Source organism: Olleya sp. KJ81-1, assembly GCF_055808135.1.
Window position 1 is genome coordinate 2,540,866 of record NZ_CM147854.1, and the last position, 18,134, is coordinate 2,558,999.

The following is an 18,134-nucleotide window of genomic DNA, read 5'->3' on the forward strand; positions in this document are numbered from 1 at the left end:
CAAGTTATTAAAGTATACACTATCGTAACTTTTATTAATGGAATTGATGTGCTAAACAATTTAAATTTACCACTACTTAATAGAAACTTAAAAAAAATAAAAAGCAGAAAGAAATTTTCAACTGATGTAAGGTGCTTTAAAAGAGAATTAGATTCAAGAATTAATGGTAAATACGAAAAAGCAAACATCCTATATAAAACGGACATATTTGAAGCATCGATTATTCCTCCTCCTAGTCTGTCATTTGTACCATAAGATTGTACCCTTTCTAAAAATTGAGCAACACTATCTAATGAGAAAATCTCGATGTTTAATTTTGAAGATATAATTGGCTCCATTATAAACAATGCTAATAAACCTAAAAGAATAATGGAAACCCTAATTATGACTTTAATTTTACTTAAAAAAAGAATATAAATTAGATACGAAACAAATAAGAAAATTAGTAAATAAGATCTTACAAAAAAGATTAACAATAGGATTACAAAATATTTCCAAATTTTTAGCTCCTTAAAGTAGAGGTAAGTCATTAGTGTTGTTACTAAAAAAAAAGAAGGTTGTCCTTACTTATACCTGATGTATAAAAATGAAAAGTAGGCAGCAAGAACAATACATTAGCTCCCCAATAAATCTTACTGTTATCTTTATGTGCAATTTTAATTAAAAGGTAGTATAAATTATAAAACCCAAAAAGCCCAAAAATTGAAAATAATAAATTAATATTAAAATAGGAAAATTGGAGTTTTACAAATGGGTAAGTTATAAATCTCATAAAATCAGCTCCCATTCCAAATAATGTAAACCAGCTCTTGGACCATGATGCCACTTTATAATATGCGCCTGCGTCCGAAGTTGAGTTTACCGACAATAAATAAAAAGCAAAGGTGAACAATAAGTGAAACAACAGTAAAAGCCAAATGAATTTTTTCTGCCAAACATTTGACATCTTTAATGTGACTTTTTTTGTCCCATAAAGATAAACGGTCATAATTGTAGCGAAAACTAGTACATTAAATATTAAATAAATAAAATATGTCATTTGTAGGATTGCAATTTTATTCTAATTTGTTCTTAAGTATTTTTGTAAAAAAATGCTATTAAAAATGGTGAAATACAATATTCCGTAAATTCTAAATAGAGAGTTTTCAAACAACAAGGTTATAAAAAAGCCTATTAAAAACAACAAATATAACTTATCGTTATTTTGCAACGCTATATTAATATTATAATATGCCATTATTAAAAATAAGATCAGTCCTAATATTCCTCCAGACAAATAAATATAAAAATAATAATTATGAGTGTTTTGATTTAATTGTAATGGAAACTTAAAATTTGGATTTGTTTTTAATTTTTCTGTATAACAATCCTTCATTATTCTTTTAACACTACCAAAGCCATATCCAAGAATAGGACTTTCTTTTATTAGTGCCACAGAACACTCATTAATATTATTTCTACTTATAAAACTACTCCCTAGATAGTCTGCATTTTTATTAGCTCCATAATATCCAATAGCTGCTGTAATCATACTTACTATTATGATTATATTCTTATGTTTAATTGTTGATAAGTCAATTTTACTAAGATAAAACAAAAGTGAAATTACACAGAAAAAAACAAGCAGTAATACATGAACTTTTGATAAATGAACAAACATCATAAGTACAAAAACTAATAAAAGCGGTATAAAATAAAATTTATACTTAGGCTTTTTAAAAGTGCTATAAACCAAAAAGCATATACAAAACAATAAGCTCAAAGAATAATAGGACTTGTGATAAAATAGCAAAAAACTAGAGTCTGAATCACTACCATAAAGATATAATCTACTAACTTTTAAATGAAATTTAATGTAATGGAATAAATCAAACTCATTTCCTTTTAGGTATAAAGAATAGTAATGAACTTTAAAGTAATTAATGATATAAACATAACTATAAATAGTAAAACACAGAATAGCTATTGCAAAAGTTAAAAACAATATAAATTTTTTCCGACTAGATATTCTATCGGTAAAAAAAAGATTATTAGAGGAACTATTATTATAGAAATAATCCGCTCAAATTCTTTTAAGCCAACCAAAACATCACTAGAATAAATTAAGGTAGCAAGAAGCCAAATAACCCAACCAATGTTTATAAAGTATAAGACTAAATTTTCTCTAACAAATTTTTTGCCAGATTTTTTTACCATAAAAATTAGTGACAACAATGCCCAAACAATTATTACTTTGGACTGTATATGAAAAACCATTAATGGAAAAGCACAAAGTAGAATTAACAAATAATATGTTACTTTACTTTTAAATAAATCCCAAAACCTAAACTTGCTAACTTCCATTACTTTCAGAATTTAAATTTGCTTAGTAAATTTAAATTGTAATTTTTCGCTATTATTAGAAATGATATAAAGATTGACATTAAAACAAATAATAAACGATATAAAAAATCAAAATCATAAAGTAAATTTATAAACACAACTATTACTGCGATAAGTAATGTATAACTTAATACAGAAGCTTTAAATGAAAATATCTTGATTTTTTTCATATAAATAAAACTAATAACTAAACTGGTTATTGTAGCTAAAATTAAAGCAATAACGACACCTAGCAATTCAAGTTTGTTTATAAGCACAAATAAAAATAAAATATTAATAAACAATGTAGCCAAATACTGATATGTAATATAGATTGTTTTCTTTTGAATAAGTATACTGCTGTCTAAAATATACTTGATAATTCTGTAAAAAAAGCAAAGTGACATAGCTGCTACTAAATAAAAAGAATCATGATAAGCAGTGTTTTTAATTAAAAAAGGAAGCAAATCCTCAACAAAACATGATATTATTATAATAACAATCATTATTAAAAAGCAAGCTAAATAGTATATATCATAAATAAGTTTTTTCCCTTGCGTATTATCATAATTTTTATACATAAATGGATACCATACCAAAGAGAATGCTCCGACAATAATATTTACACCACTACCTATATTTAATGCGATAGAATAAACACCAATACTGGCGTATGTTAAAAAATAAAGTATTACAAATTTGTTTATATGCATATTAAATACCGCCAAAATTGCTGCTGGAAAGGAGGGAAATGCAAATTTTAAAGATCTATTAAAAATATCTTTATAAAAGGTAAATCGGATGTATTTCCTGCACAGTATCATAAACAAGCAGGCTGTTGTGCCAAAACCTAGAATTTGACCATATAAGATACCTATAAGACCTATTTTTAAATAATAAACTAAATATAATGATAGCAATCCATTTAAAAAGACGCCTAAAAAAGTAATTACAGTAAAATATATAGGCATATTTAAATACCGACATACTATTGAAAAATAGGAATTAACATTCATTAAAAAAACCACAATAGCAGCCATTTTAATTAATAAACTATAATCAGGATTCTCAAAAATAAGTACAGATAATTGATATGAAAACAAGAATGCAATAGCACCTAGAACTAATGAAAACAATGTAATTGCCCAAAAGATCGTAGATACTAATTTAGATTGATTTTTTTCTTCGTAAAAAAAACGCTGTAATGAAGTGTCCAATTGTACACGACCTAAAACTGCTAGAATTAAAATAATTGTATTTATTATTTCTAAAATTCCATACTCTGACGGAACTAAAACTTCTGTAAAAAAAGGTAATAATAAAAAAGGTACAAGTTTTGAAAACGCATCACCTATACCGTATACTAAAAATGATTTTATTAAATCTTTTTTCACAATTAATTAAATATAAAATCGGCTAGTAATTTTGATTTTGCTTTATAAGCAAACTCATTTATAGCTAATTGTTGACCTGATCTTGCAACTTGTTTTGCTTTATCGTAATCTTTTAAAATAATTGCAATATTTTTAGCAAACAGCTCAGGGTTACTAGGCTCTGATAAAAAACCATTTATATTGTGTTTTATATATAAAGGGATTTCGCCAACTTTAGTTACTAATGTTGGTGTACCTGTAGATAAATACTCTGCTAATTTAGAAGGAAAACCTCCTTCAGCCTGTTTATTATCTGGTCTAGCTAAAGCAACAAGTTTTGCATGAAATAAATATGTAGGCATTTGACTATGCGGTATTCTACCAGTAAAATGAACCCTATCCACTATGTCTAAATCTTTAACAGTTGCCTGAATTTTACCTAATTCGGTTTTAGAAGCAGTTCCAATTAAACAAAGTGATATTGACGAAAATTGTTTAGAAATTAAAGCAAAAGCCTTTAATAAATCATAAATCCCATCTTTATTGTTATTCATATCGCCACAATAAGCTATATATTCTCTTTCACCTAATGGTGAAGTCATGTCTGTTTTAGAAAATTTGTTATAATCCACAACAGCTGGTACTTTAATAAACTCACAACTATCATTAGTGTAACCTTTATAGTAATTAATCAATGCATCTGAGCACGAAATAAATTTAGATGCATATTTATAGTTATTTAAGTCCTCTTTCTTATTGCTGTCAGATTGTATTAACTGTAAGGGATACTCTGTTCTTTCAAAAATAAGGTTATTACTTTTAATTAGTTTAAGTACAAAACTTGGTTTGTGCCCATAAACCCATATTTTCCGATTCTTTAAAAAAAGAAGTTTAATACACTGAACAAAAAAATTAGCAAGCTGAAAAACCTTATATTTTAAATTTTTATCCAACAGATAAATCCATTGCACTTCTATACCTAGTTCTTCAAAGCCTTTAGCACATAATCTTATCCTATTTAAACCTGCACCTTCAGTATTAGAGTTTAATAAAATCGTTATTCTTTTGACCATACGACCCTATTTACATAATCAGTATAAGAAAGTATAATTCTTACTATTTTTTCGCTAACATTTGGCATAGAATAATCATATACTTCTCTAAAATTTCTTTTAGGGCTTCTTTCTTGAACATTTAACGCTGCTAATCCTTGCATAATACGTTCTGGATTTAGTCCTACCATCATCACAGAAGCCTCTTCCATAGCTTCTGGACGCTCATGTGCATCACGAATATTAAGTGCGTGAAAATTAAGGATAGAAGACTCTTCTGATATTGTACCAGAATCTGATAACACAGCAAAAGAATACATTTGTAATGCGTTATAATCTGAAAATCCTAATGGTTTTAAAAACTGAATGTTTTTATGTGTTTTCATATCTTTACTATCCAACATATTTCGTGTTCTTGGATGCGTAGATACTATTATAGGATAATCGTAAGTTTCTGCTATTAAATTTAAAGAATCTATTAGGCCTTTAAAGTTTTTAGGATTGCTTATGTTTTCTTCTCTATGAGAGGATACTACAAAGAATTTGTTTTTTTCTAAACCTAATTTTTCTAAAACATTAGAATTCTTGATTTTAGTTAAAAACTTGTTTAAAACTTCATACATTGGACTTCCTGTTTTAATAACTCTATCTGGAGAAAGTCCTTCTTTAAGTAAATATTCGCGTGCAATACTACTATACGTTAGATTAATATCTGATACGTGATCAACTATTTTACGATTAGTTTCTTCTGGGACACGTTGATCAAAACAACGGTTTCCAGCTTCCATATGAAATATTGGGATTTGACGTTTTTTAGCTGGAATAGCACATAAACAAGAATTAGTATCTCCAAGTACTAAAAAGGCATCTGGATTTTCTTTTTCTAAAATTGGATCTATTTTAATCAAAATATTCCCAACTGTTTCTGTTGCGTTTTTTCCTGCAGCTTCAAGAAAATAATCTGGTTTTCTTAGTCCTAAATCATCAAAGAAAATTTCGTTTAACTCATAATCATAATTCTGTCCTGTGTGAACTAAAATATGCTCAATAGCATCACTTTGGTCTAATGCTATTAATGTGCACGATAGTCTTATTATTTCAGGTCGTGTTCCAACGACCGTTACTACTTTTAGTTTTTTCATTGTAATTTTTATTATACTTCTACAAAATATGTGTCTGCGTCTTCCGGATTGTATGGTTCATTTATCCAGAATAATGTTATTAATTCTGTTTCACCAATATTTGTAATATTGTGTGTGTACCAAATTGGCATGTCTACATATGCTGGATTGTCTCCATCTAATATGTAATCTATCACTTCTTCTGAGTCGATTTTTCTGAGTTTAATAGAGGCTTTACCGCTTATTACAGCAAAACGTTCTACTTTGCGTGTGTGGTAATGGTTACCACGTGTAATTCCAGGAACAGTTGTTGAGTATGATGATTGCCCTGCGCTACCTGCACGCATGATTTCTACAAACGCTCCTCTATTATCGGTATGTTTTATGAATTTTCTTGGAAAATAATCTTTAGGAATAAAACTAGTAAACGTATTAAAAAGATCTAATTCAAAAGAATTTAAATCCACTTTTGGAACTTGCCCATTATCCAAATAATGTTTTTTATAATCATATAACAATTCTAAAATTTCTGATACTTTTTTAGAGGATGTATGAGGTACTACATATGATGTAATGTTGTCGTCAGCTTGCTTTATGATTTCAGTATAAAAAGCCTGAGACAATTGGTTTATGTATATTAAATTTACTGTACTATCATTTATTACTGTTGGTTGTTCTCCTTTTATAATTTGATGAGAAAATGTAGCTATAAAAGAGTTGTAAAACGGTTTTCCAAAAGGTCCAAAAACATTAGGAATTATTAATGATGCTACTTTACCATTATTAATTTGTGCCCAGTTTTCTAGAAGTTGTCTTCCATCTCGTTTAGATTTACCGTATAGATTATCTTTTTCTTCTTGGGTTGACGATGAAAAAATAATTTTAGGTGTAGCGTTTGTTACTTCACAAGCAGAAATAATTTTTTTTACTAATTCAACATTAGTATTATAAATTACTTGTTGATCTTCATGTCGGTTCATAGCTGCTATGTGAACGATCACGTCACATGACTTTACAAAATCTTGAAGTAAGTTTTGGTTTTCAAAATAATTTCTTTCAAAATTTATTCGTTTAATTTTTTCTTCCTTGGTACCTAGAAAATTATATAGGTGCTTGCCCATAAAACCTCCTTGTCCAGTAACTCCTACTTTTAATAATTGTCCCATTTAACCCATTTATTTTTATCAAATCTTACTTCATCGTTTTCTATTTCATTAAATCCGTAATTAGACATAACCATTAGTTTAGAGTTTGTTTTTAATGCTTTAAACCCATTTACGTAACCGTTTGGAATATAGAGTACTTCTTGTTTTTCTGAAGATAATTCATATTCATATTCTTTTAAATTATCCGATGGGTTATCCCAATCATCAATCTGAATAAGTTTTATTATAAAACTACCACTTACACAAGTAAACCAACGACTTTCTATAATATGTCCTTGCCAAGCTCTAACAGTTTCAATATCAAAATGCGTAGTAAAATAAACGCGTTTGATAGGACCCATGTCAAATTCATTAAAGAATTCTATTTGTCCTCTTTGATCGGTGTGCTGTCCTCCTAAAATTAATTTAGGTTCGTCTTTATTCATTTAGATATTTAGTTAATGTCTTCTTTAATAAAGTCTAACTTTAATAACAATTTTTTCATTCCTTCAACATCCAAACGTTCTGTGTTATGAGAATGATAGTCTTCTATTGTATTCATATCTATTTCACCTTCAGAAAAATAGTTAGCATAGTTTAAGTCTCTATTGTCAGCCGGAATTCTATAATAGTCTCCCATGTCTTCAGCTTTAACTTTTTCTTCTCTTGTTAATAGAGACTCAAAAAGTTTTTCTCCGTGACGTGTACCAATGACTTTAATTTCGCTTTCGCTTTTATACATACTTAATAATGCTTGAGCTAAAGTCTCTACGGTTGCAGCTGGTGCTTTTTGTACAAACATATCTCCTGGGTTTGCATGCTCAAATGCGTATAATACTAAGTCTACAGCATCTTCTAATGTCATCATAAATCGAGTCATACTAGGATCTGTAAGAGTTAAATCTTGATTTGACTTAATTTGATCAACAAACAATGGTATCACAGAACCTCTTGAAGCCATTACGTTTCCATAACGTGTTCCGGAAATAATTGTATTACCTGCATTTCTAGATTTTGCAACTAATACTTTTTCCATCATTGCTTTTGAAATACCCATTGCATTAATAGGGTAAACAGCTTTATCCGTACTTAATACCACGACATTTTTTACGTTATTTCTAATAGCTGCTTCTAAAACATTTTCTGTCCCTAAAACATTTGTTTTAACTGCTTCTACAGGAAAAAACTCACATGATGGTACTTGTTTTAATGCTGCAGCGTGAAATATATAATCCACACCTCTTACAGCTGTTTCTACAGATTGCGGATCTCTAACATCACCAATGTAAAACTTTACTTTAGGGTGTGATAATCTTCTTCTTTGATCTTCTTGTTTTTTCTCATCTCTTGAGAATACACGAATTTCACTGAAGTGATCTGTATCCAAAAATCTGTTCAATACAGCGTTTCCAAATGACCCAGTACCACCAGTTATCAATAATATTTTATTCTTAAAAACCATATTATAATTTTTATGTTTTAGAGCTAAAAAATATTAGCTGTTTGTTTTTTGCTAGATACTTTTTTCCTTGTAATACTTTACTGTTAGTTTAATTCCTTCCGAAAAAGAGTATTTAGGATTGTATCCAAAGTTATCTTTTGCTTTGGTTATGTCTGCTAACGAGTGTTTAACATCTCCAGCTCTATCAGAACCGTGAATTACTTTGGAAGATGTAGATTTATCCAAAGCTGTTAATCCATCTTTAATAGCCTCTACAAGCTGTAACAGATTAGTGTTTTCTCCATATGCCACGTTGTAAACTTGGTTTACATTTGGTTTGTTAGGCGTTAAGGCAGACTTTATATTAGCTTGTACTACGTTTTCAATAAAGGTAAAATCTCTTGAGTGTTTTCCATCTCCATTGATTGTTAAATCTTCATTATTAAGAAACTGACCAATAAATTTTGGTATAACAGCTGCATAAGCACCATTTGGATCTTGTCTTTGTCCAAATACGTTAAAATAACGTAAACCAACAGTTTCTAATCCATAGGTTTTATTAAAGACATCAGCGTAAAGCTCATTAACATATTTAGTAACTGCATAAGGTGACAATGGTTTTCCTATTTGGTCTTCAATTTTAGGCAAACCTGGATGATCTCCATAAGTTGAAGAACTTGCAGCGTACACCATTTTTTTAACAGTCTCTGAGTCCTTAGATGCTACTAACATATTTAAAAAACCACCTACATTAACTTCGTTTGATGTAATTGGATTGTTAATTGATCGTGGTACTGATCCTAATGCTGCTTGATGTAAAACATAATCCACACCCAACATTGCTTTTTTACATGTTTCTAAGTCTCTGATATCCCCATTTATAAATTCACAATTAGGCTGTTCTAAAAACGGTTTAATATTTTCTAGATGACCAGTTGCGAGATTGTCTAAAATAACAACCCTCTTAGCATCATACTTTAAAAGATATTCTACTAAATTAGAACCAATAAACCCTGCTCCTCCTGTTACTAGAAATGTATATTTTGATAAGTCTTGATTATGATATTTGTTTTGATACAGCATTTTATAATCTTTTATTTATTTTATTTATATCTAAGCTACCTTTAACATCATACACTATTGAGTTACGATGCTTTAAGCTGTCTAAATTAATTTCTGAAAACTCTTTGTGTGCTACAACATGGACTATAGCATCATATTCTCCTGAAAGTGTTTCAATGGTATTAATTCCGTACTCGCTTTTTACTTCATCTGTATTTGCCCACGGATCATAGACATCAACATTCATATTAAAGTTTGTTAAAGCGTTATAAACATCAATTGCTTTTGTATTTCTAATATCTGGGCAATTCTCTTTAAAGGTTATACCCAACATTAAAACTTTTGCGTTTTTGATAGTAATATCATTAGTTACCATTAGTTTTAAAACTTCAGTAGCCACATATTCTCCCATACTATCGTTTAATCGTCTTCCTGCTAAAATAATCTCAGGATGGTAACCAACTTCTTGTGCTTTTTGAGCTAAATAAAAAGGATCAACACCAATACAATGTCCTCCTACTAAACCTGGTTTAAATGGTAAAAAGTTCCATTTTGTACCTGCTGCTTCTAAAACAGCGTGTGTATCAATATCTAATTTATTAAAAATCTTAGCTAGTTCGTTTACAAATGCAATATTTATATCTCTTTGTGCATTTTCAATTACTTTAGCAGCTTCCGCAACTTTAATTGTTGGTGCTAAATGTGTTCCTGCTGTTATAATTGATGCATATAGGTCATTAACTTTAATACCTATTTCTGGAGTAGACCCAGAGGTAACTTTTAAAATATTTGCTACCGTATGTTGCTTATCTCCTGGATTAATACGCTCTGGCGAGTAACCACAGAAAAAATCTTTATTAAATTTTAATCCACTTTCTTTTTCAAGAATAGGGACACACTCGTCTTCTGTTACTCCTGGATAAACGGTTGACTCATAAATTACGATATCATCCTTTTTTAATAATTTTCCTACAGTTTCTGAAGATTTGATTAATGGTGTTAAAATAGGTCTATTGTTTTTATCAACAGGTGTTGGAACTGTCACTATATAAATATTACAATCGGCTATTGCATTATAGTCAAAACTTAACTCTAAACCCTTATCTGAATCTGATTTAAGAACATGTTTTAGGTTGTCATCACTAACCTCTAAAGTGGAATCATGTCCATTATTTAGACTATTGACTCTGTCTTTATTTATATCAAATCCTACAACTTTATATTTTTTAGCAAACTCTACTGCTAATGGAAGACCAACGTATCCTAAACCTATAATTGCGATTTTATTATTCATGTTACTTTTTATTAGGGACTCTAAATAGAGTTAATTTATTTATCTATTATTTTCAAATTTAGGACACAAATATAGCTTATTGATATATCTTACGTAATTAAATTCCTATAATTAAAGTTTTTCAAACTTTAAGACCCATGGTTATTTAAATGATTTTTTAAACTTTTTTCCCAATCTAAAACCTTTAAATCAAAGGTGTCTATTATTTTTGTTTTATCCATTACACTGTACTTTGGTCTGAGTGCTTTGGTTACATATTCCGAAGAATTTACTGGTATAAGTTTGATTTTGGTATTAGTTAATTCAAATATCTTATTCGCAAAATTAAACCACGTTGTTTCACCTAAGTTACTAAAATGATATAGCCCAAATGCTTTTTTATCGCTATTAATTACCTTTACAATAGCTTCTGATAAATCGTTTGCATTTGTAGGAGTCCCTTTTTGATCATTAACAATACTTAATTCACTTCTTTTTGATGCTAGATTTAGCATCGTTTTTACAAAATTATTTTTAAATTCAGAATATAACCAAGAAGTTCTAATTATATAATAGTCGCTTAATATAGATTGAATTTCATGTTCTCCTTGCAATTTAGTAGATCCGTAAACACCTAAAGGGTTTGTTTTATCTGTTTCTTTGTATGGCGTTTCCGCTTTACCGTTAAAGACAAAATCTGTTGAAACATGAATTAAAATTACTTTAAATTTTTTAGAGGCTTCAGCTAAATTTTTAGCTCCTAAAGTATTTATATTATAAGCTATATCACTATCGTCTTCTGCTTGGTCAACTGCTGTATATGCAGCACAGTTAATACAGTAATCAAAGTTGTTTTCACTAAAAACTTTATTAATCTGGTTGACATTAGTAACGTCTAACCCTTTACTATCTAAAAAAACAAAATCTAAAGTGTCTTGTTCTTTAGATTTTATTTTTAAACATGATCCTAGTTGTCCGTTTGAACCTGTTACAAGGATTTTTTTCATTTGTAAAGTGTTTTTATAGTTGGAAGAATCTTATCTTTTTCTGAAACTATAAATTGATCAGGACTAAGTTTCCAATCTATATTTAAGTCTTTATCATTGTATATTACACCGTTTTCAGAGTCTTTATTATATACATTATCACATTTATAATTAAATACTGCTGTCTGACTAAGTACTATATAACCATGTGCAAATCCTCTAGGTACAAAAAGTTGTTTTTTATTATCCGAAGATAACTCAACAGCTATATGTTGTAAAAAGGTTTCAGAATCTGGTCGTAAATCTACTGCTACGTCCAATACTAAGCCTTGTGTTACCCTAACTAATTTAGCTTGGGCAAATTTACCTTCTTGAAAATGAAGACCTCTTAACGCTCCTTTATTAGAAAAAGCCTCGTTGTCTTGAATAAAATTAATTGCTTTACCAATTAAAGATTCAAATTTACTTTTATTATAGCTTTCAAAAAAATAGCCTCGAGTATCACCAAAAATGGTTGGTTCAAAAATGAAACAATCTTTAAGTTTTGTTTTGACAATATTCATTTATTATTGATTTACTAAACTAATTAAATGCTCACCATAACCACTTTTTAGTAATGGTGTTGCTAAATCTATTAATTGTTGTTTAGAAATAAAACCACTGCTATATGCAGCCTCTTCTATTGCTCCTATTTTTAAACCTTGACGTTCTTCTATCACTTGAACAAACTGCGATGCTTGCATCAACGAGTTAAATGTACCTGTATCCAACCAAGCGGTACCTTTATCCAGAATAGATACTTGTAATTTACCCTGTTCCAGATATGCTTTATTTACATCTGTAATTTCCAATTCACCTCTATGACTTGGTTTAATGTTTTCTGCAATTTGGATTACACTGTTATCGTAAAAATAAATTCCAGGAACTGCGTAATTTGATTTTGGTTTTTCTGGTTTCTCCTCAATGGATAATGCTTTACCTTCTTGATCAAAGTTTACAACTCCGTAACGTTCTGGGTCTGTAACATGATAAGCATACACGATACCACCATCTGGATTAATATTTGATTTTAATAAATCCGATAGACCTGTTCCATAAAATATATTATCTCCTAATATTAATGCTACTTTATCTTTTCCGATAAAATTTTTCCCTATAATAAAAGCTTCGGCTAATCCGTTAGGAGCCTTTTGCACTTCATATTCAAAATTACATCCTAATTGGCTACCATCTCCTAACAATTGTTTGAATAAAGGCAAATGGTCTGGTGTAGATATAATTAAAACTTCTCTTATACCTGCATGGATTAATGTGGATAAAGGATAATATATCATTGGTTTATCATAAATAGGCATTAATTGCTTACTTAATACTTTGGTTAAAGGATGTAACCTTGTACCTGATCCACCTGCTAATATAATTCCTTTCATTAATGATAATTTATTAACTATTATATTTTTTTAAATACCAGTCAATGGTTTTTCTAATTCCAGACTCAAAATTCTCGTCTGCTTTCCAGCCTAGATCGTTTTCAATTTTTGTAGCATCAATAGCATATCTTAAATCGTGACCTGGTCTATCTTTTACAAAGGTAATTTGCTCTTTATAAGATTTATTTGCTGGCTTAATATTGTCCAAAATTGAACATATAGTATCCACAATAGTTAAATTGTTACGCTCATTTCTACCTCCTATATTGTAAGTCTCACCAGATTTACCTTGTGTAAAAACTAAAGCAATACCTTTGCAGTGGTCTAGAACATACAACCAGTCTCTAATATTTTTACCATCTCCATAGATAGGAATCTTTTCTCCTGAAAGCGCTTTTCTAATTATAGTTGGAATTAATTTTTCATTGTGTTGTTTAGGTCCATAATTATTAGAACAATTTGTTGTAACAACATTAAGACCATATGTATGAAAATAGCTTCTAACTATAAAATCTGAGGCTGCTTTTGAAGCACTATATGGACTATTAGGTGCGTATGGTGTATCCTCTTTAAATAAACCTGTATCACCCAAAGAGCCATAAACCTCATCCGTAGATATATGATGAAATCTATTATTTTCTTTTCCTTTTTTAAATTGAAAAGGAGCTGACATCCAATAAGATTTTGCTACATCTATTAAATTAAAGGTTCCTGTAATATTAGTATCTATAAAAGCTCCTGGATTAGTAATTGAATTATCTACATGAGATTCTGCTGCAAAATGTATTACACCATCAAATTGATGCTTATCAAACAACTGCTCAATTAATCCTCTATCGCAAATGTCACCTTTTACAAAAGTATAATTAGGATTATTTTCAACTTCATCTAAATTAGACAAATCACCAGCATAGGTTAAGTTGTCTAAATTTACCAGATTTACGTTAGGGTTTTCATTTAAATAATACGATATAAAATTAGAACCAATAAAACCTGCTCCTCCAGTAACAAGTATGGTTTTATTCTTCATAATTTAAAGTAAAAGTGATTATTTTTTTAATCATAAAAAATAATATTAGTATTACTAATGACACTATTGGGAAAATAATTGAATATTTTTCTTTCCAATGACTTGATATGTTACCAACTTCCTGAAAGCTGGATATTACCTCGTATACAACATCTTCTTCAATTTTTTGTTCCTCTAACTTTTTTAATTCGTTTCTTATTCTTTGTTCTTCTTGTAATAGCTCGTATTCTCTAGTTTTTTGACCATCACTACCTGATATAGATATGTCGCCAATTTTAAAGCTTTTTTCTTTATTATTAGACTCTCTTTCTATTACATTAATATAAATATTTTGTAAATCTTTTACTTGTTGTAATTGATCTTCAAGATTTTCTTTTTGAATATTAATTAAATCATCACGCCTTTTCATGGCTTTGTTTGAATAATTATTTACAAAAGACGTTAATATACCATCTTCCAAATCCTTAAATATATTAGCTTTTGAGGCATATGCCTTAATTAAAAAGAACTTTCCTGCATACTCACTTCTATTACTAATAAAGTCATCATAAGAATATTCTTGAGATCTTACACTGTCTAATTGCGCTATAAATTTCTCATATTGCAACAATTTATCATTTTCTGTTTCAGGTCCAGGCTCTATACTAAATCCATTAATGGCATTTACTGTTTCTTTATCAATCTTAAATATTTTTTGTAATGATTGCGTGTCACCACTAGCTATTAATGCGTTAAAATAATCAATATTATTAACCAATTGAAACTTAGAATTAAAATAAGGCTCTACCAACATCTCTGCTTGAAAAGCAGTAGGTTTAGTTTTCTCTAAAGCATATCCAATGACAGCTGCTAATAGCACAATGCCTAAAATAATTTTCCATCTATTAATAAAAAACCTAAGCGTAAAAATTAATACTGAAAATATATATTTAAATATCCTAAATATATTGTTTAGTAATTTATTAAAAGTGTTGCCTATTAGGTTAAAAAAAACAACTAAATCTACTTCTTCGTTGTTTGATTTTATTTCTTTATTATTTTCACTCATTGTAAAATATTGTACTATTTAATACCTATTTATAATTGACTACATGCTTATAAAACTTTATAAAAGAGCCTACCAAAGCTAGTAAAACTAATGCTATAAGCGGGAATATTATTTTATATTTTTTATACCAAATGTTTTCTAAAAGCCCTTTTTCTTTAAATGAAGAAATTTTTTCAAATATTTCGTCATTAACTACCAGCTCTTTTTTAAGTCCATTTAACTGTTTTAAGATGTCTAATTCTTTTGTTAATAATTGGTCCTCTTTTGTTTCTGTTTTCTCTACTTGAAAACCTAAAGAGCTGCCTAGATTAGAAGATACTATATTTTTTTCTGATTCTTTTTGTAATACATCTAAGTAAGCGTCTTTCATCTTTCTAACTTCAACTAAAGATAACTCTAAGTTTTCTTTTTCTAAAATTAAAACAGAGTCTCTTTTTTTCTTTTCTATATCAGAAAACACGTTGTTTATAGACTTAGACAAACCACCTTCCAACTTTTTAAATATCTTATAATTGTGGGAACGCGCTCTTAACAAAAATACATTGGCAGTATAAATATTTCTATTATCTATATAGTCTTCAAAAGTAATTTTAGTCTTTGTTGTACTATCTAAGGTTTTTAAAAACCCATTAAAGCTTTCTAATTGTTCGTTTTTTGACTCTGGACCTATTTCTACTTCAAAACCCATCAGAGATTTTGCTTCTGTTTCATTTATTCCAAACTGAGATGTTAATTCTTCTGTGTCTCCAACTGCAATCAACGAGTTGTAATATTTTATACTGTTTATCAATTCATATTTTGATTGAAATTTAGGTACTACAAACATTTCAGAATAATACACCTTTTCTTTTTGTGTATCTAATACATAACCTATAATTATTGCCACAACAGCAACTGCAAGTATAATTTTAATATTAATAAATATAGCTCTAATTAATGCTATAAACAGACCATAAATACCAACAAAAATTGATTTTATAAAAACCAGAAATTTATTAAACGTATTTCCAATTAAATTGAAAAAAACAATTAAATCCACGTCGTCCTTATTGTTTTTTTCAGGTTGTAATTCTGTACTCATACTTTTTATATATTTAATTAAATATTTGTTGTAAAATTTTCCTAGTAATTAAATAGGTTGGTTTTACACCTGAAGTTCCTAGTCCTCCAGAAGCTAATGTTCCACCAGATTCCAATGGATTATCACTAGCATAGTATGCGTATCTTACTTTTACGTTTGGATTTATACTACCTCTAACTTTAGATGCTGCTTGTATTGCTTTTTGATAATGCGCACCTTCCATTTCAAGTCCAATTACATTCCAAGTAGAATTATAAAAAAACTTTAATATATCCTTATTTTGAAGTGATGTTCCTAAAACGGTAATCATACTTCCTTCATATACTGCAACACCTTGATTTTCTAAATCAGACTTGTTTAACTCATTTTCAAAAGGATAATTATCTGCTGTTCCTTCAAAAATATGTGCAGAAGGTATCATTATGTCTCCTTTTGCACCTTCTAATATACCTGCTTTACCCATTATTGATATAGACTCGATATTTAGATGTGTTTTGGTGTCTCCTTCCCTAAACGGTTTTAAAAACTCGTCAATTGTTTCATACGCTTGTTCTCCAAAAGCATAATCCATAACAAAAAGCACAGGTGCTTCAGAATTTTTATCTTGTTTTGGTAAGTTTAAGTCTGTCTTTGATAAGTCAAGCTTAGCAGTATCAAAAATCTGAACATCTATATTTGTTCCAGAAGTGTCTGGAATAAAAATCATACCTTGTTGCAACGCCTTTTGGGTGACCTTATTACGCAATGCTTTATTATCGCTTTGGCTTAAGGCTTCGTACACTTTAAAAATTTCGGTTTTAGAGGTTTCGGCTTTTAATGCAATTGGAGAGTATAGTGTATTCATGACACTATGTAAATTGGCACTAATAATATGGATTGGTCTTTCTAAAAGACCTTCTTTTTTAAGTGTATTTTTTATCGTGTTAGCCCAGATTTCACCATGGATATGGTGACCTAATCGTTCTCTTAACACTGGACTAAATGTTACAGTACGTTTGTTATTATTAACAACCTCATCAATTGCTAATTTACCTAACCAATATACAATATGTAATAAACGCTCTGGTTTATTTGGCAATGCAAAAACGTTATAAACGGTAGACAGCTCTTTAAACGTGCGTCCTAAAATATTTGCGGTATGCGTGATCGCAATTTCACGTTCTTTTTGCGTTAATTTTTTCTTGTTTAATACTGCTGCTTCTAGCTTTTGCCAATCTCTTGTTGTTGCGCCATTTTCATCAATAATAACTCGCTTACTAATTTTATGGGATTCGACAAATAAAAAGGTTAAATGCGTTAATATATCATAAATCTCAGAGCGACCTCTAGTGATTTCAATATTCATTTGCTCATCATCAATACGATAGCAGTTTCTTCTTCGTTTTGGAGGAATTATTGCTTCAAAATGAGAATCCTTATAGCCTTCATCACTAGTTAGATTAATAAATCGACACTCTTCAATACCATGAGGCAATCTATCAATTACGTAAAGTAACCCTTCAAGCTCCGCTTTTTCTTCAGATATAGACCCATAAATTTCTGGTCTAAGCACTAATAATGCTTCACGAAGTGTCTCTCCAGACACACCCATTGGCTTATAAAACCCTCTATTAAACAAGTGACGCATAGTAATATACATACGTTCTATTGCATTTGAGCTTTCTTGAGCTCTCGTTCTTTCATGTTGTTTTATCATACTACTCATGTAATGTGTTTAATGGCCAAAGATAA

16 protein-coding genes are annotated in these 18,134 nt (G+C 29.2%); all 16 read right to left on the reverse strand.

The window, feature by feature from the left end; genetic code table 11:
- Positions 1-1,060: 1,060 nt before the first annotated feature.
- Positions 1,061-1,984, reverse strand: coding sequence for an O-antigen ligase family protein (locus AC0L3M_RS12005; RefSeq protein WP_473430907.1), 924 nt, complete (start codon positions 1,982-1,984; stop codon positions 1,061-1,063).
- A 364-nt stretch (positions 1,985-2,348) separates the two neighbouring features.
- Positions 2,349-3,755: a lipopolysaccharide biosynthesis protein gene (locus tag AC0L3M_RS12010; protein ID WP_473430908.1), complete on the reverse strand. Its 1,407-nt coding sequence runs from the start codon at positions 3,753-3,755 to the stop codon at positions 2,349-2,351.
- Between the two features lie 2 nt (positions 3,756-3,757).
- A complete protein-coding gene (locus tag AC0L3M_RS12015) occupies positions 3,758-4,807 on the reverse strand; it encodes a glycosyltransferase family 4 protein (protein WP_473430909.1) in 1,050 nt (349 codons plus the stop codon).
- Positions 4,792-5,928, reverse strand: coding sequence for a non-hydrolyzing UDP-N-acetylglucosamine 2-epimerase (gene wecB / locus AC0L3M_RS12020; RefSeq protein ID WP_292948129.1), 1,137 nt, complete (start codon positions 5,926-5,928; stop codon positions 4,792-4,794). The genes AC0L3M_RS12015 and wecB overlap by 16 nt, the downstream gene beginning before the upstream one ends.
- Positions 5,929-5,939: 11 nt before the next feature.
- Positions 5,940-7,073 (reverse strand): polysaccharide biosynthesis C-terminal domain-containing protein, encoded by a 1,134-nt coding sequence (locus AC0L3M_RS12025; RefSeq protein WP_473430910.1) that lies wholly within the window; start codon positions 7,071-7,073, stop codon positions 5,940-5,942.
- On the reverse strand, positions 7,058-7,498 hold the full coding sequence (locus tag AC0L3M_RS12030) for a WxcM-like domain-containing protein (protein WP_473430911.1): 441 nt from the start codon (positions 7,496-7,498) through the stop codon (positions 7,058-7,060). Before AC0L3M_RS12030 ends, AC0L3M_RS12025 begins: the two co-directional genes overlap by 16 nt.
- An 8-nt stretch (positions 7,499-7,506) precedes the next feature.
- Complete coding sequence (locus AC0L3M_RS12035; RefSeq protein WP_292948133.1) at positions 7,507-8,514, reverse strand: polysaccharide biosynthesis protein; 1,008 nt, start codon at positions 8,512-8,514, stop codon at positions 7,507-7,509.
- A gap of 51 nt (positions 8,515-8,565) precedes the next feature.
- Positions 8,566-9,576, reverse strand: coding sequence for an SDR family oxidoreductase (locus AC0L3M_RS12040; protein WP_473430912.1), 1,011 nt, complete (start codon positions 9,574-9,576; stop codon positions 8,566-8,568).
- Position 9,577: 1 nt separating this feature from the next.
- Positions 9,578-10,849, reverse strand: a complete 1,272-nt coding sequence (locus AC0L3M_RS12045; protein WP_473430913.1) for a nucleotide sugar dehydrogenase — start codon at positions 10,847-10,849, stop codon at positions 9,578-9,580.
- Positions 10,850-10,977: 128 nt separating this feature from the next.
- Complete coding sequence (gene rfbD / locus AC0L3M_RS12050; RefSeq protein WP_473430914.1) at positions 10,978-11,835, reverse strand: dTDP-4-dehydrorhamnose reductase; 858 nt, start codon at positions 11,833-11,835, stop codon at positions 10,978-10,980.
- Positions 11,832-12,377: a dTDP-4-dehydrorhamnose 3,5-epimerase gene (rfbC, locus tag AC0L3M_RS12055; RefSeq protein ID WP_473430915.1), complete on the reverse strand. Its 546-nt coding sequence runs from the start codon at positions 12,375-12,377 to the stop codon at positions 11,832-11,834. Before rfbC ends, rfbD begins: the two co-directional genes overlap by 4 nt.
- A 3-nt stretch (positions 12,378-12,380) precedes the next feature.
- On the reverse strand, positions 12,381-13,244 hold the full coding sequence (gene rfbA / locus AC0L3M_RS12060; RefSeq protein WP_473430916.1) for a glucose-1-phosphate thymidylyltransferase RfbA: 864 nt from the start codon (positions 13,242-13,244) through the stop codon (positions 12,381-12,383).
- Between the two features lie 13 nt (positions 13,245-13,257).
- Positions 13,258-14,274 (reverse strand): dTDP-glucose 4,6-dehydratase, encoded by a 1,017-nt coding sequence (gene rfbB / locus AC0L3M_RS12065; RefSeq protein WP_473430917.1) that lies wholly within the window; start codon positions 14,272-14,274, stop codon positions 13,258-13,260.
- Complete coding sequence (locus tag AC0L3M_RS12070) at positions 14,264-15,322, reverse strand: hypothetical protein (protein ID WP_473430918.1); 1,059 nt, start codon at positions 15,320-15,322, stop codon at positions 14,264-14,266. The genes rfbB and AC0L3M_RS12070 overlap by 11 nt, the downstream gene beginning before the upstream one ends.
- A 25-nt stretch (positions 15,323-15,347) precedes the next feature.
- Positions 15,348-16,403, reverse strand: coding sequence for a hypothetical protein (locus AC0L3M_RS12075; protein ID WP_473430919.1), 1,056 nt, complete (start codon positions 16,401-16,403; stop codon positions 15,348-15,350).
- Between the two features lie 13 nt (positions 16,404-16,416).
- Positions 16,417-18,108, reverse strand: a complete 1,692-nt coding sequence (locus tag AC0L3M_RS12080) for a DUF6909 family protein (RefSeq protein ID WP_145004939.1) — start codon at positions 18,106-18,108, stop codon at positions 16,417-16,419.
- Positions 18,109-18,134 lie beyond the last annotated feature (26 nt).

What these genes read in the sequence shown, in the direction of transcription:
- AC0L3M_RS12015 (WP_473430909.1), bottom strand. Translation starts at nt 4,807, where the DNA reads ATGGTCAAAAGAATAACGATTTTATTAAACTCTAATACTGAAGGTGCA.
- wecB (WP_292948129.1), bottom strand. Translation starts at nt 5,928, where the DNA reads ATGAAAAAACTAAAAGTAGTAACGGTCGTTGGAACACGACCTGAAATA.
- AC0L3M_RS12025 (WP_473430910.1), bottom strand. Translation starts at nt 7,073, where the DNA reads ATGGGACAATTATTAAAAGTAGGAGTTACTGGACAAGGAGGTTTTATG.
- AC0L3M_RS12030 (WP_473430911.1), bottom strand. Translation starts at nt 7,498, where the DNA reads ATGAATAAAGACGAACCTAAATTAATTTTAGGAGGACAGCACACCGAT.
- AC0L3M_RS12035 (WP_292948133.1), bottom strand. Translation starts at nt 8,514, where the DNA reads ATGGTTTTTAAGAATAAAATATTATTGATAACTGGTGGTACTGGGTCA.
- AC0L3M_RS12040 (WP_473430912.1), bottom strand. Translation starts at nt 9,576, where the DNA reads ATGCTGTATCAAAACAAATATCATAATCAAGACTTATCAAAATATACA.
- AC0L3M_RS12045 (WP_473430913.1), bottom strand. Translation starts at nt 10,849, where the DNA reads ATGAATAATAAAATCGCAATTATAGGTTTAGGATACGTTGGTCTTCCA.
- rfbD (WP_473430914.1), bottom strand. Translation starts at nt 11,835, where the DNA reads ATGAAAAAAATCCTTGTAACAGGTTCAAACGGACAACTAGGATCATGT.
- rfbC (WP_473430915.1), bottom strand. Translation starts at nt 12,377, where the DNA reads ATGAATATTGTCAAAACAAAACTTAAAGATTGTTTCATTTTTGAACCA.
- rfbA (WP_473430916.1), bottom strand. Translation starts at nt 13,244, where the DNA reads ATGAAAGGAATTATATTAGCAGGTGGATCAGGTACAAGGTTACATCCT.
- rfbB (WP_473430917.1), bottom strand. Translation starts at nt 14,274, where the DNA reads ATGAAGAATAAAACCATACTTGTTACTGGAGGAGCAGGTTTTATTGGT.
- AC0L3M_RS12070 (WP_473430918.1), bottom strand. Translation starts at nt 15,322, where the DNA reads ATGAGTGAAAATAATAAAGAAATAAAATCAAACAACGAAGAAGTAGAT.
- AC0L3M_RS12075 (WP_473430919.1), bottom strand. Translation starts at nt 16,403, where the DNA reads ATGAGTACAGAATTACAACCTGAAAAAAACAATAAGGACGACGTGGAT.
- AC0L3M_RS12080 (WP_145004939.1), bottom strand. Translation starts at nt 18,108, where the DNA reads ATGAGTAGTATGATAAAACAACATGAAAGAACGAGAGCTCAAGAAAGC.